Origin of the sequence: Falsiroseomonas sp. E2-1-a20, from assembly GCF_051433195.1 — a bacterium.
In the GTDB taxonomy this organism is placed as follows: Bacteria; Pseudomonadota; Alphaproteobacteria; order Acetobacterales; family Acetobacteraceae; genus Falsiroseomonas.
Genome location: NZ_JBHMFT010000012.1, coordinates 147,394 through 161,388, shown reverse-complemented (window position 1 = coordinate 161,388; position 13,995 = coordinate 147,394). Strand labels below are relative to the sequence as shown.

Here is a 13,995-nt window from a genome sequence, read left to right as displayed (position 1 = left end):
GGTCAGCCTGCCGGCCGGAGGGTGCCGGCGCCGACCAGCGCCGCGATGCGCGCCCCAACGCCGGGTGCCGCTGCCGGCTCCAGCCCGAGCAGCCGCACCACGCCCGCCACCAGCTCCGCCTCCGTCGAACCGGGCAGCGCCTCCAGCAGCGCCTGCGCCGCCGCGGCGATCTCGGCCGGCGGCAGCAGCGCCGCGCGGCGCAGATGCGGCGCCACGGCGCGGCGGTCGCGTGGTGCGACCGGCCCAGCGTCCTCCGCGATCCAGAAGCCGGCGGCCTCGCTGACGCCCTGCAACTGTGCCGCCAGCCGCAGCGCCTGTTGCAGCGCCGCGCGGTCCGCAGCACCCAGGCTGTCGATCCCCCACAGCAGCCGCGCCCGTTCCAGCACGGCCTCGGCATGCACCGGCTGTTCCACCCGGATCACCTCCGCCAGCGTCTCCGCCAGCCGGGCAAAGGGCGTGTCGGGGATCGGCACCGTCCGGTCCACCGCCGGCGCCGCCTCCGCATAGGGCACCGCGAGGCCCGGATCGGCGCCGGCCGGCGCGGCCTCCGCCACCGGCGGCGCCAGCCCGAGCGCCGCACGCAGCCGCGCCCGCTCCGCCTCCGGCCGTTGCAGCCAGGCGAGGCTCCAGGCGCGGTGCAGCCGCCAGCCCATCCGCCCGAGCGCCGCGCCGCGTCCGCGGTCGCGGTCCCGCGCCGCGCGCATCGCCGCCCACTCCGCCGCATCCGCCTCCACGCCGAGCAGGAAATCCCCGGCCTCGCGCGCCGCGACATCGAGGAACACGCCGGCGCTGCCGACCCGCGCCACCGGCTCCAGCCCCGCCGCCGCGATCTCACGCGCGATGAGCCGCGCCAGCGGCGCTTCCGCCGCCCCGCCGGTGGTCCGCCGATGGTCTCCGCCGGCAGCGAATTGGAGAAAAGTCTTCAGCGCGGCGACGCCCGGGCCACGCGCCCGTTCCAGGTCGATATCCTCCGCGCCGAGGCCGGAGAACACCACGCAGCGCGTCTTGGCGCGGGTGATCAGCACGTTCAGCCGCCGCTCCCCGCCCTCCAGCGACAGCGGCCCGAAGCGCATCGCCACCTTGCCATCGGCGCCCTTCGCGTAGCCGACGCTGACGAACATCGCGTCGCGCTCGTCGCCCTGCACGTTCTCCAGGTTCTTGACGAAGAACGGCTCCTGCGGATGCGCGGTGAAGAAGGCCTCTGCCGTGTCATCCTCGCGCCGCAGCGTCTCCACCGCATCCAGGATCGCGTCGCGCTGGCGCAGCGAAAAGGCGGCGACGCCGAGCGTCTCCCCCGGCGTCTCCCTCGCATGGCGCAGCACCGCCTCCGCCACCGCCTGGGCCTCGGCCCGGTTGACACCGGCGCCAGCCTCCCACTGCCCCTCCACCCGGACCAGGGACAGGCCGAGTGCCGGCGACCGGCCGCGCGGGGAGGGCAGGACCATCAGCCGCCCGCCGTAGAACTGCGCGTTGCTGGTGGCGATCAGGCTTTCGTGCCGGCTGCGGTAGTGCCAGCGCAGCATGACGTTGGGCACGCCGCGCGCATTCGCCAGGCCGAGGATGCTCTCGACCTCCCGGGCCTCCACGGTCTCCGAAAACTCCTCCTCATCGGCTGCCTCGTCCTCCGAGGTCATGCGCTGGAAGAAGCGCGTCGGCGGCATTTGCTTGTCGTCGCCCACCACCACCACCTGGCGGCAGCGCGCGATGGCGCCGAGCGCATCCACCGGCTCGATCTGCGAGGCCTCGTCCATCACCAGCAGATCGAAGCTCAGGCCCGGCTTGAGCCCATGCGGCGGCGCCAGGAATTGCGCGACGGATAGCGGCGACATCAGGAACACCGGCTTCGCCGCCTGCACCGCGCCGCCCGCCCGCAGCAGCAATTCCCGCACCGGCAGGTGGCTGCGTCGCTTCTCGAATTCGCCGAGCAACAGCCGGTAGCCCGGCATGTCGCGCACCCGCGCCAGCGCCGCCGCATGCGTCGCCGCCGCCTCTGCCCGCGCCAACTCGATCCGCGCGGCATCGGCTTCGGCAAACTCCGCCAGCAGCCGGTCGAAGCCGGCGCCGTCGAAGGCGGCGAGTTCCGGCCGCGCCCGCATCGCCGCCTTCAGCAGCGCTTCGTCCAGCGCATCGACGAAGCACTCAGCCGCCGCTTCCGGTGCCAGGCGCCCATCCGCCAGCCGTTCCGCCAGCGGCGCCAGCGCCTCCCCAGCCGCCGCCCTTGCGCGGCGCCAGGCGAGCCAGGCGGGCAGGGCCTCCGGCTCCGCCGCCCAGTCGCCGAGCCGGGCCGCGACCTCGGCCAGCGGCGGATCGGCCACACCGAAGGCAGCGACCGCGTCGAGGCCCGTCGCCTCCGCCACCTCGTCATGGGCCGCGATCGCCGCCTCAACCGGCGCGGTATCCAGCACCGCCATCCCGCCCGCCAGCGCTGCCGATGCCGCCGCGCCATGCTGCACCCGCCAGGCGACCAGCGCCGCCATCGCCGCCGCATCGCCCCACAGCGTGCCGAAGGCGGCGCGCAGCGTTGCATCCTCCAGGCCGCGCGCCGCGTCCTGCGCCGCCAGCGCCGCCTCCAGCGCCGGCAGCACCGGCGCCCCGTCCGCCACCACCTGCGCCGCCAGCGCCTTGGCGGTGCGCTGCGCGGTGGACAGGAAGCTGAAGAAACCGCCGCCGGCGGCGAGCGTGTCCCGCGCCTCCGCCAGCCCGGCCACGCGCAGCGCGCCCGGCCGGAGGCGCGGGTCCCGGGTGGCAGCGTCGACCCGCGCCGTCGCCTCTGCAGCGTTCGCCAACGGGCCGGGGTCGGCGCTCCAGGCCGGATGCGCCATCGCCGCCCGGTCATGCGCCGGCGCGGCGGCGACGGCGCGGGACAGCGCCAGCAGCCGCCCCGCCTCCTGCCGTCCCGGCGTAGCTGCCGAGGCCAGCGCCGCCGCGCCGGCGGACAGCGCCCGGATCAGCGCCGGCAGCCGCGCCATCAGGCGTTCCTGCGCCATCGGCTGGATCTCGCCGACGCCGCGCCAGATGCTGCGTGCCCCGCCGGCCGTCGCGGCCAACTCCGCCACCGCAGCCCGCGCCGCGGCGATCCGCGCCGCATCCCACGAGGCATCCGAGCCCGGCGCGGCCAGCGCGAAATCCGGCACCGGCACGCCGGCCACCCGCCGCGCCGCCAGCCCGCCCACCACCGCATGCAGCGCGCGCTCGCTTTCGCCCACGGCGGCCCCCATGGCGCGGGCATGCTGGTTCAGCCGACCGCGCAGCGCACCCAGCCGCCGCACCACCGGCGCCCGGTCCGGCATCGCCACCGGCGGCCGCGCGAGGGTGGCGCGCAGCTCGTCCAGCACCGCGCGCTTCGACTGCTTCTCCGAATGCAGCTCCAGGCAGGCCGGCCCCAGCCCGACCTGGGCCAGGCGGCGTTCCACCACCTCCAGCGCCGCCAGCTTCTCCGCCACGAACAGCACGGTGCGGCCATCGAGCACGGCCTGGGCGATGATGGTGGCGATGCTCTGGCTTTTCCCGGTCCCGGGCGGACCCTGGATCACCACATGCCCGCCGCGCCGGACCGCCTCGGCAGCGAGCGACTGGCTGCCATCCATCTCCATCACATGGTCGAGCCGCTCGACCGGAATCTCCGCATCCACATCCGCATCGTCCGCGAAGGGCGGCGGTGTTTCCAGATGCTCCCCACCCACCAGGGCGCGGATCATCGGGTGGGTGAGCAGGCCGGGGTTCGCCCCCGGGTCCAGGTCCCGCCACATCAGGAATTTCTGGAAGGAGAACAGCCCGACTGCCAGCGAATCCGGCACCACGTCCCAGTTTTCCCGAGAACCGATCGCCGCCTTCACCGCCTCGCTCCAGGCCGCGAGGTCGAACGCCTCCTCCGGAAACGGCGGCAGCTCGACGCGAAATTCGGACAGCAGCTTCTGGCGCAGCGACAGGTTCTCCTCCAGCTCCGCCCCCGTCGCCTTCAGCCGGAAATTCTGCGAGACGCCCTGGCGTTCCAGCGCCACCGGCAGCAGCACCAAAGGCGCCAGGCGCTCGGTCTCCGGCGTCGCCGGGTCGCGCCACAGCAGCCCGCCGATGGCCAGCGACAGCGTCGCGATGCCGGTTTCCTCCCGCGCCGTGCGGGCATCCTGCATCAGGTCGCGCAGGCGTCGCGCCAGATCCTCCCGCGGCAGGCGCACGCGCAGGCGGTTGTCGCGGCGCGCATCCTCCCGGCTCTGCTCCGCATCGGCGGTGGCGACACCCTCCGCCCGCACCGTCCGGCGGCCGCGGCGCGGGGCGGATTCCGGGGCATCATGGGCCGCCTCGAAGCCGAAGCCGCGTCCGTCCAGCAGGGTGGACAGGACGAAGCCGGCATCCTCGTCATCCAGCCGCACCACGCCGCGGGACCGCCCGGGCTGCGGCAGCGCCAGCAGGCGGTTGCGCGTGGAAAGGTCCAGCAGCCCGCGCCGCGCCGCCTCCAGCTGTTGCGCCAGGGCGTCGCTCATGCCGCGGGGGTCGCCCCGAGCAGGCGCAGGATGCGCAATTCCTCCAGATCCATTTCCTGCTCCAGGCTGGTCAGCATCATGTCATTGAAGGCGCCCTCGCGGTGCTGGTCCAGCAGCGCGGCGCGGCCGGCCCGCAGCGCCGCCAGCCGGATGCGCATGCGCGCCTCCAGCTCCGCATGGCCGCCGCCATCGGCGACGCCGTGGAACACCCGCGCCTTCTCCCGGTATTCGGCCAGCAGGTCGCGCGCCACGGCGCCTTCCAGGATGTCCTCCGCCCGCTGCTCCACCGCCGCCAGGCTGGCGCGCGCGACATGGCGGCGGGCCTGCGCCTCCGTCGGCGGCATCCCGGCGACGCGCGTCTCCGCCACGCCGAGCCGGCGGATCACCCATTCCAGTGTCGTGCCCTGCAACACCAGCGTGGCCAGGATGGCGCAGAAGGCGAGGAACACCATCAGGTCGCGTTCCGGGAAATCCAGCGGCAGCGCCAGCGCCGCGGCCAGCGAGACCACGCCGCGCATCCCGCACCAGGACACCACCAGCATGTGGGAGACCGGCGCCCGCCTGCCATCCGGCCCCGGCAGCGCCCCCGGCACCAGCGCGGTCGGAAACACCCACAGGAACCGGCTGGCGATCAGGGCCACGGAGACCGCCACCGCCAGCACCGCCAGTTCCAGCACGCCGCGTTCCCCAAGCCGCTCCAGGATCGCGCGCAGTTGCAGACCGGCCAGGATGAAGATCAGGCTGGTCAGGACGAATTCCACGAAGGCCCAGACGGCCTGCGCGCTCAACCGGCTGGCCGGGCTCAGGGACCGGTGCTGCAACTGGCCCAGCATCAGCCCGGTGGTGACCACGGCGATCACGCCCGACAGGCCGATGGCATCGGCCGCCAGGAAGCTGCCGAAGCAGGCAACGAAGCTGGCCGAGATTTCCAGCAGCGGGTCGCGCAGCCGGCGGAAGGCGTGGTCCGCCAGCCAGCCGAACAGCCAGCCCACCACCATGCCGCCGATGGCGACCAGCACGAAGCTGCCCGCGGCCTCCGTGAAGGAGATCGCGCCGGCGGCCACCGCCGCGATGGCGAATCGGTACAGCACCAGCGCCGTCGCGTCGTTCACCAGGCTCTCGCCTTCCAGCACCGTCACCAGCCGGCGCGGCATCGGCAGCCGGCTGAGGATGGCGGCCGCCGCCACCGCATCCGGCGGCGCCACGATGGCCCCCAGCGCCACCGCCGCGGCCCAGGGCAGGTCGGGAATCAGCAGCTTCGCCACCACCGCGACGCAGGCCGCGCTGAACAGCACGGCGCCGATGGCAAGCAGCAGGATGGGCCGCAGGTTGGTGCGGAAGGCCCGCCAATCCGTCCGCCAGGCGCTGCCCTGCAACAGCGGCGGCAGGAAGAAGGCGAGCGCGATCTGCGGGTCCAGCGTCACGCTCGGCAGGCCGGGGATGAAGGCCAGCACCATCCCGCCCAGCACCAGGATGATGGCGTAGGGCAGGTTCAGCCGGCGGGCGATCAGCGCGAAGCCGATGCAGGCCGCGATCAGGGCCAGCACGGCCTGCACGATTTCCATATTGGCAGCGTATCCGGGCAAGCCGGGGCGGAGGCAAGCCCGTTCCGCAATGGCCACCAGCCAGATCGGCTCGCGAAAGCCCACCCGGCGTGTCCAGGGCATCCATCGCCTACAGGCGCTGAATTGACTCACACACAGTAATATTGCAATTACGCAATAGTTTGCTGATTCCGCGGATGGGAGCGCTCGCGGATCGTGCGCTCGCCAGGGGAGACAGTCCGTGACGTGGAACTTTGCGCCCTCCAGCCTTTATCCGATGACGCTGCGCGAGGGCGCCATCCACGAGTTGGCCCGCGGCGACTTCAACGGAGACGGCGTGGACGACCTTGTCGTGGCCCGCTTTCTCTTTCCCCTGGAGGATCGCGGCGTGCCGCTGCAGGTCCTGGGTGGCGACGGTGCGGGCGGATTCACCGATATCACCAGCACGGTCTTCCAAGGTGCGGTGCCGACCACTGTTCATCCCCGCAAAATTGTCGTGGCTGATTTCAACGGGGACGGGCGTGCTGATTTCTTCGTGGCCGACCATGGCTACGATGCCGCGCCATTTCCTGGCACTCAGAACCGGCTGGTCCTCTCGACAGGCGCCACACAGCTCCGGGATGCCACGGCTCAACTGCCGGCCCAGTCGGATTTCACGCATTCTGCCGCCATTGGTGATGTGGATAACGATGGCGATATCGATATCTATGTCGGCAACGTCTTCGGCCAGAACCTCATCAATCCGCAGCTGCTGCTCAATGACGGCTCCGGCAACTTCACGGCCGATCCGTCGCGCCTGCCAGCGCAGATCCAGGCCATTGGGCAAGGCGGCGGCACCTTCACGAGCGCGCTTCTGGCCGACCTCAACCGCGACGGCTGGGCCGACCTCGTGCTCGGCACGTCCTGGGGCGAAAAGCAGCCGACCCAGGTGCGGTTGAACGACCGCGGCAGCTTCGCGGGCGCGTCACCCATCGCGATAGCCGCCCCGCCGCTCGATCCCATGCCGGGCTACACCAACGCATACAAGATGACGCCCGAAGCCTATGACATCCAGACCATCAACCTGAACGGCGATGCGTTTCCCGACCTCGCGATCGCTTGGATCAACGCCGGCTTCACCCGCGGCTACATCCAGCTTCTCGTCAACGAGAACGGTCAGTCCTTTCGCGACGAGACGGCAAGCCGCATGCCCCAGGATCCGACAGCCACTCCAGGCTGGATCAAGTACCTCCACCAGATGGATCTCAACGGGGACGGCTTCACGGATATCGTGACAGAACGGGTGGGCCCTGGTGCGCTGCCGACGCTGCATCTCAACGATGGATCGGGTCGGTTCGCCGCCACGGGCACGCTTGCCTGGATGGAGGGCTGGGCGCTCGAGCCTGTTGACGCGGACCGCGACGGGCGGTGGGACCTCGCGGCGGCGAGCGGCGGCGGTTTCGCCGCCATCGGCTGGCGACGCAACCTCGCCGACGGATCTCCGGCCGTGGAGGCGGCGACGGAGCTTGGCGACGCCCTGCAGGGCGGGCCAGGGCGCGACCTGCTGCAGGGCTTGGCGGGCGATGACACCCTCTCGGGACTTGCGGCGGATGATGTGCTTCTCGGCGATCGGGGACGCGATGTGCTCAACGGCGGTCCCGGGAATGACAGCCTGGACGGTGGCCACGGCATGGACACGGCGGTGTTCGCGGGACTGCACGCAGACTATGCCATCGCCCGCTCCGGCAACGGGACCTGGACGGTGGTCGGACCCGACGGCACCGACTCGCTCACTTCCATCGAGCGGCTGCGGTTCGATGATCGGGAAATCAGCACGACCAGCATCTCGATCACGCGCGGCGGAGTGGCGTCGGCGGAGGAGGCGATGCCCTATTCCGGCCCGGTGCCTCATCTCGAACTCGCTTTCCTGGGCTCCGCTGCGGGCGAGGCGGTCGGCGGGACGGACAGCAACGACTTCATGAACCTGCTGGGCGGCGACGACGCGGCGGACGGGAGTGCGGGCGACGACGTGCTCGACGGGGGCGTGGGGTCGAACTTCCTGACCGGCGGCAGCGGCCGGGACGTATTCTTTCTGGATGGCCGTGGTGGCCTTGTGACATGGGGCACCATCACCGACTGGGAGGCGGGCGAGCAGCTCTCGATCTGGGGGTGGAGGCCAGGCATCAGTCGGAGCATCTGGCTCGAAAGCGACGGCGCGCTGGGTTGGAAGGGCGCCACTTTGCATATGGATCTTGACGGAAACGGCGCCACTGATGCCTCCGTCACCTGGGCTGGCAGGACGGAGGGCAGCTTGCCCAGGCCATTCGAGTTCGATGGGTTGCTGTGGTTCACCTGAGCGGGCAGCCAAACGGGTCAGCCGGATCGGCCGCAGCTTCCCCCTGAGATCAGCAATGGAAACAGGGCGCTACTTCCGCCGGGTCAGCGCCACCGCCAGCACGATCCCGGCGACCAGCACCACCGCCACCATGCCCTCCACCACCGCGAAATTCGGCGCATCCCGCGCCACGAACAGCGCGGCGATGGCGCCGGCGGCAACCAGCAGGCCTCGTACCAACCAGGTCATGACGGCCATCCCTGCGTCGACGTCCAGTGGCCAGGATGCCCGGCCCTGCGCGCCCGCGCCCTGATGCAGGTCAAGCCCTCAATGGCTAAAGCGGTGCGTGCCGCCATCCACATGCACCACCTGCCCGGTGATGTAGCGCGCCCGCGGCGAGCACAGGAACACCACCAGCACGCCGAGGTCGTCCGGCTCCCCGATGAAGCCCACCGGCACCTCCCGCGCCGCCCAATCACGCCGCGCTTCCTCGGTCGGCAGGATGCGGGCATCGATCTGCTCGGACCGCAGGCGCCCCGGCGGCACGCAGTTCACCGTGATGCCGTCCCGGCCCAGCTGCCGGGACAGCGCCTTGGCCCAGATATGCACGGCGCCGTTCGGGGCGTTGGCGGCGTTGATGATGTGCGGCTCGTCGCTGCCGGTGATGTTGACGATGCGGCCGTAGCCCGCTGCCTGCATGGAAGGGATCAGCGCATGCGCCATGCGGCGGCCGGCATGAAAGTTGATCTCCATCGATTCCTGCCAGACGTCATCGGGCCCCAGATCGGTCTGCGGGCGGCTGCCGCCGGCGTTGTTCACCAGGATGTCGCAGCGCCCGAATCGGGCCAGCACGGCGTCGCGGGTGCGGGCCGCTGCGCCGGGGTCGGTCACGTCCTCCGCCAGCAGCAGCGCCTCTACGCCGGCGGGCAGCGTTGCCGCGAAATCCTCCAGCCGGTTCATGCGGCGGGCGAGCAGCGCCAGGCGGCAGCCTTCTTCCGCCAGCAGGCGCGCGATGCTGCGGCCGAGCCCGGCGGAGGCGCCGGTCACCAGGGCGACCTTGCCGGCCAGTTGCAGGTCCATGTCGAGATCTCCCGGAATGAAGAAGGGGCCGTCCCTCGCAGGACGGCCCCCGTTTCGTGGCGCATCGAAAAACGCGTCAGCCGCCCTCGGCCATCGCCTTTTCCTTGCCGGACCGCAGGCTTGGCAACGCCATGGCCAGGATCGCGATGGCCGCGATGCCGAGCATGGAGGCGGAGATCGGCCGCTCGATGAACACCATCACGTCGCCGCGCGACAGCAGCATGGCGCGGCGCAGGTGTTCCTCCATCATCGGCCCGAGCACGAAGCCGATCAGCAGTGGCGCGCCCTCCAGCTTCAGCTTGGAGCAGAGGTAGCCGAACAGCCCGAACAGCACCATCAGGTAGACGTCGAAGACGTTGTTGTTGATGGAATAGATGCCGATCGCGCAGAAGATCATGATCGCCGGGTACAGGTGGCGATACGGCACTTCCAGCAGCTTCACCCACATGCCGATCATCGGCAGGTTGATGACCAGCAGCATCAGGTTGCCGACCCACATGGAGCAGATCAGGCCCCAGAACAGGTCCGGCTGCGCTTCCACCATGCGCGGGCCAGGCTGGATGCCCTGGATGATCAGCGCGCCGACCATCAGCGCCATCACGGCGTTGGCCGGGATGCCCAGCGTCAGCAGCGGGATGAAGCTCGACTGCGCCGCGGCGTTGTTCGCCGCCTCCGGCCCCGCCACACCCTCGATCGCGCCGGTGCCGAACAGGTGCCGGAACTTCGAGACCTTCCGCTCCAGCATGTAGGAGCCGAAGGAGGACAGCGAGGCGCCACCACCCGGCAGGATGCCCAGCACCGTGCCAAGCACCGTGCCGCGCAGCACGGAGGGGACGGCGCGGCGGAATTCCTCGCGCGTCAGGAACAGGCTGCCGACCTTGTGGGTCAGCACGTTGCGCGATTCAGGCCGCTCCAGGTTCAGCACGATCTCGGCGATGCCGAACATGCCCATGGCGATGGCGACGAAGCCGACGCCGTCGGACAGTTCCGGGATGCCGAAGGTGAAGCGCTGCTGGCCGGTCTGCACGTCGGTGCCGACCATGCCCAGGCTGACGCCGAGCGCCACCATGGCGACGCCCTTGATGACCGAGCCCTGCGCCAGCACGGCGGAGATGATCAGGCCCAGGAACATCAGGGAGAAGTAGTCAGCCGGCCCGAAGGACAGCGCGACGGAGGTGAGCAACGGGCCGGAGGCGGCGACGACGACGGTGGCCACCGACCCGGCGAAGAAGCTGCCGAGCGCCGCGGTGGCCAGCGCCGCCCCGGCGCGTCCGTTCCGCGCCATCTTGTAGCCTTCGATGACGGTGACGACCGAACTGACCTCTCCTGGCAAATTCAGGAGAATCGCGGTGGTCGAGCCGCCGTACTGCGCGCCGTAGTAGATGCCCGCGAGCATGATGATGGCGGTGGTCGGCGACATGCCGAAGGTGATCGGCAGCAGCAGGGAGATGGTGGCGACCGGCCCGATGCCCGGCAGCACGCCGATCGCGGTGCCGATGAAGGCCCCGAGCAGCGCGAAGGCCAGGTTCTCGAAGCTGAAGGCGACGCTGAACCCGAGGGCCAGGTTCGTGAAGAGGGTTTCCATCGATCTCTGTCCCTCAATACCCGAACACGGTTGGCCAGACGCTGATCCGGATATCCAGCTGCTGGATGAACACGAACCAGCACAGCGCCATCAGGAAGGCGATCAGCGCAAGTACGCCGAGCGGCTTGTGCGTCCGGTCGGCCAGGGTCGAAATGCCGATGGTGACCGCCAGCGTCAGGAACAGCCCGGCCTTTTCCAGAATCAACCCGAAGACGCAAAGCGCCACCAGGATCAGGGTGAGTTCCCGGAACGCCCAGCGCTCCAGAGGGTCCGGGCCGCTGAACAGCGCCATGAGGGAGACCACGACCCCGAGGCCGAACAGCGTGCCAAAGGCCAGCAACGGCATGTAGCCAGGGCCCATGCGGCGCGCGTCGCCCAGCGTGTGGTCCGTGTTCAACCACAACCCCGCGGCGGCGATTGCCAGGAGCATCAGCCCCGCCGTCAGGTCTCTCGCGTTGATCTTCATCCGCACCTCAGTTGCTGCCGGCCGCACGCGGCCCGATCCACTTACGCCAATCGGGTGGCGCGGCCCCAGCGCCGCGTCACCCGCCCCTGCATCCGGACGGCGGGTCCGTCACCCGCCTTACCCGCCTTAACCAAGCGGACCCTAGACAAGCCCGACGGCCCCGCCAACCGGGAAAGGTCAGCACACCGGCCGAATCACCCGTGCCGGGCCATCAGCCGACCGTCGCGCCGGATGCCCGCACAACCGGCGCCCAGCGCGCGACTTCCTCCGCCACGAAGGCGGTGAACTGCTCCGGCGTCATGTCGCCCGGCGTGCCGCCCATCTCGGCGAAACGCCGCTGGCTGTCCGGTGTCGCGACCACCGCCTTCACCTCCCGGTTCAGGCGCTGCACCACCGCCGGGTCCATCCCCGCCGGGCCGGACAGCGCGAACCAGGACGTGCTGGACAGGTCGAAGCCCTGCTCGATGAAGGTCGGCACCTCCGGGAAGCCCGGGTGGCGCTGCGCGCTGCTCATCGCGATGGCGCGCACGCTGCCCTGGCGGATGTGGCCCGCCGCCGAGGGCAGGCTGTCGGACATCATCGGCACCTGGTTCGCGATCACCGCCGTCATCGCCGGGCCGGCGCCGCGGAACGGCACATGGGTGAAGGGGATGCCGGCCTGCTCGCAGAACCGAACCATGAGCAGGTGGTTGGAGGACCCGGCGCCGGAGGACGCCATGTCCAGCCCGCCCTGCCGCGTCTTCGCCACCCGCACCAGGTCCGCCAGGTTGGCGATCTCGCTGCGCGGATGCACCACCCAGACGGAGGGGTTGGTGATGACCATGGCGATGTGGGTGAAGGACCGCACCGGGTCGTAGCGCAGGTTGCCGTACAGCGTCGGGCTGATGGCGTGGCTGGCGATGTTGCTCATCACCAGCGTCTGCCCATCCGGTGGCGCATCGGCGACCATCTGGCTGCCGGTGGTCGCCCCCGCGCCGGCCCGATTCTCGACCACGACGGATACGCCCAGCCGCTGCGCCAGCCCATCCGCGACCAGTCGCGCGGCAAGGTCCGTGCTGCCGCCTGGCGCGAAAGGCACCACGAGCCGGATCGGCCCATTCGGCCAGGCCTGCGCCCGCGCAAGACGCGGCGCGACCAGGCCCGGGGCAGCCAACAGGGCGGTCGCGGCAACCAGGCTTCGTCGCGTCAGTCGCATGGACATGAAGGTCTCCCCAATTCTTGGACCAGTGAGCTTTGTTAAGCCTATGCCACGGTGCTTCCCGGCGTCGCAAGCCGGCGGCCTTGTAATGACCTCTTCTTCACCTACCATGGCGCCATGAAATTGCGTGGAGCAACCCGAAATGCGCATCAATGATTCGGAGCGACAGATCCGCGAGGAAACCGCCCGGATCACGCCCGCGCTGGTTGCGATCCGGCGCGACATCCACGCGCACCCGGAACTCGCCTTCGAGGAAACCCGCACCGCCGGCATCGTCGCCGCCGAACTCGCCCGCCTCGGTATCCCGCACCGCACGGGACTCGGCGGCACCGGCGTCATCGGCACCATCGAGGGCGGCCGCCCCGGCCCGACGCTGGCCATCCGCGCCGACATGGACGCGCTGCCGATCCATGAGGAAACCGGCCTCGACTTCGCCAGCCAGGTCGCCGGCAAGATGCATGCCTGCGGGCACGACATCCACACCGCCACGCTGCTCGGCGTCGCCGCCCTGCTCAAGGACCTGGCGCCGATGCTTGCCGGCCGGGTGCAACTGGTCTTCCAGCCGGCCGAGGAAGTGCTGCAGGGCGCCGCGGCGATGATCGCGGATGGCGCGGCGGAGGGGGTGGACCTCGCGCTCGGCTTCCACAACCAGCCGGACCTGCCGGTCGGCCGCTTCGGCTTCGCCCGCGGCGCCTGCCTCGCGGCATCGGACCGTTTCGACCTGGTGGTGCGCGGCAAGTCCGGCCACGCGGCGCACCCCTACGCCGCCATCGACCCGATCGTCGCCGCCAGCAGCTTCGTGGCGCAGGTGCAGACGGTGGTGAGCCGCGAGGTCAAGCCACTGCACCCCGCCGTCGTCACCATCGGCCAGTTCAGCGGCGGCACCACCTACAACATCATCCCGGAGCGCGTGCACCTGAAGGGCACCGTCCGCACCCTGCATGAAGCCGCCCGCGTCACCGCCGAATCGGCGATCCGCCGCCTCGCCGCGGGGCTGGAGGTCGCGATGCGCGTGGAGTGCGCGCTGGACTACCAGCGCATGGTGCCGCCGCTGGTGAATGACGACCGGGTGATGGGGCCGGTGCTCGCCGCCGTCGCCGCGCAATTCGGCGACGTGACGGAGGAGGGCGAACCCTCCATGGGCTCCGAGGATTTCTCCGAATTCGCCGCCCGCGCGCCATCCTTCCACCTGCGCATCGGCAGCGGTGCGCCCGGCCGTGACGACCGCCTGCACAACGCGCACTACCAGCCCGACGAGGCCTGCATCGGCAACGGCGTGCAGGCGCTGTCCCGCGCGGCACTCGAACTGCTCGCCTGACCCGAGGAA

The 13,995-nt window shown here is 70.9% G+C and carries 9 protein-coding genes; 2 read left to right on the top strand and 7 right to left on the bottom strand.

What is annotated here, in order from left to right:
* Positions 1-2 precede the first annotated feature (2 nt).
* Together ACFHPP_RS16305 and ACFHPP_RS16300 are read right to left on the bottom strand one after the other, a co-directional pair.
* Positions 3-4,481: a DUF4011 domain-containing protein gene (locus ACFHPP_RS16305; RefSeq protein WP_437164306.1), complete on the bottom strand. Its 4,479-nt coding sequence runs from the start codon at positions 4,479-4,481 to the stop codon at positions 3-5.
* Positions 4,478-6,046, bottom strand: coding sequence for a Na+/H+ antiporter (locus ACFHPP_RS16300; RefSeq protein WP_437164305.1), 1,569 nt, complete (start codon positions 6,044-6,046; stop codon positions 4,478-4,480). Before ACFHPP_RS16300 ends, ACFHPP_RS16305 begins: the two co-directional genes overlap by 4 nt.
* Positions 6,047-6,266: 220 nt before the next feature.
* On the opposite strand from ACFHPP_RS16300, the gene ACFHPP_RS16295 reads away from it, so the two are divergent.
* A complete protein-coding gene (locus ACFHPP_RS16295) occupies positions 6,267-8,360 on the top strand; it encodes an FG-GAP-like repeat-containing protein (protein ID WP_437164304.1) in 2,094 nt (697 codons plus the stop codon).
* Positions 8,361-8,429: 69 nt separating this feature from the next.
* Here ACFHPP_RS16295 and ACFHPP_RS16290 read toward each other — a convergent pair whose 3' ends face one another.
* The 5 genes from ACFHPP_RS16290 to ACFHPP_RS16270 all read right to left on the bottom strand — a co-directional run bounded on the left by ACFHPP_RS16290 (position 8,430) and on the right by ACFHPP_RS16270 (position 12,671).
* Entirely contained in the window at positions 8,430-8,588 is a 159-nt protein-coding gene (locus tag ACFHPP_RS16290) for a hypothetical protein (protein WP_437164303.1), read from the bottom strand.
* A gap of 78 nt (positions 8,589-8,666) precedes the next feature.
* Positions 8,667-9,419, bottom strand: coding sequence for an SDR family NAD(P)-dependent oxidoreductase (locus ACFHPP_RS16285; protein WP_437164302.1), 753 nt, complete (start codon positions 9,417-9,419; stop codon positions 8,667-8,669).
* A gap of 76 nt (positions 9,420-9,495) precedes the next feature.
* Complete coding sequence (locus ACFHPP_RS16280; protein WP_437164301.1) at positions 9,496-11,004, bottom strand: tripartite tricarboxylate transporter permease; 1,509 nt, start codon at positions 11,002-11,004, stop codon at positions 9,496-9,498.
* 13 nt (positions 11,005-11,017) lie between these two features.
* A complete protein-coding gene (locus tag ACFHPP_RS16275) occupies positions 11,018-11,470 on the bottom strand; it encodes a tripartite tricarboxylate transporter TctB family protein (RefSeq protein ID WP_437164300.1) in 453 nt (150 codons plus the stop codon).
* Positions 11,471-11,681: 211 nt separating this feature from the next.
* Positions 11,682-12,671, bottom strand: a complete 990-nt coding sequence (locus ACFHPP_RS16270) for a Bug family tripartite tricarboxylate transporter substrate binding protein (protein WP_437164299.1) — start codon at positions 12,669-12,671, stop codon at positions 11,682-11,684.
* A 139-nt stretch (positions 12,672-12,810) separates the two neighbouring features.
* Here ACFHPP_RS16270 and ACFHPP_RS16265 point away from each other — a divergent pair, with 139 nt between their 5' ends.
* Positions 12,811-13,986 carry a M20 metallopeptidase family protein gene (locus tag ACFHPP_RS16265; protein ID WP_437164298.1) on the top strand — a complete coding sequence of 392 codons (1,176 nt, stop codon included), beginning with the start codon at positions 12,811-12,813 and terminating at the stop codon, positions 13,984-13,986.
* Positions 13,987-13,995 lie beyond the last annotated feature (9 nt).

Coding starts and splice junctions, on each gene's coding strand:
- ACFHPP_RS16305 (WP_437164306.1), bottom strand. CDS start 4,481: ATGAGCGACGCCCTGGCGCAACAGCTGGAGGCGGCGCGGCGCGGGCTG.
- ACFHPP_RS16300 (WP_437164305.1), bottom strand. CDS start 6,046: ATGGAAATCGTGCAGGCCGTGCTGGCCCTGATCGCGGCCTGCATCGGC.
- ACFHPP_RS16290 (WP_437164303.1), bottom strand. CDS start 8,588: ATGACCTGGTTGGTACGAGGCCTGCTGGTTGCCGCCGGCGCCATCGCC.
- ACFHPP_RS16285 (WP_437164302.1), bottom strand. CDS start 9,419: ATGGACCTGCAACTGGCCGGCAAGGTCGCCCTGGTGACCGGCGCCTCC.
- ACFHPP_RS16280 (WP_437164301.1), bottom strand. CDS start 11,004: ATGGAAACCCTCTTCACGAACCTGGCCCTCGGGTTCAGCGTCGCCTTC.
- ACFHPP_RS16275 (WP_437164300.1), bottom strand. CDS start 11,470: ATGAAGATCAACGCGAGAGACCTGACGGCGGGGCTGATGCTCCTGGCA.
- ACFHPP_RS16270 (WP_437164299.1), bottom strand. CDS start 12,671: ATGTCCATGCGACTGACGCGACGAAGCCTGGTTGCCGCGACCGCCCTG.
- ACFHPP_RS16265 (WP_437164298.1), top strand. CDS start 12,811: ATGCGCATCAATGATTCGGAGCGACAGATCCGCGAGGAAACCGCCCGG.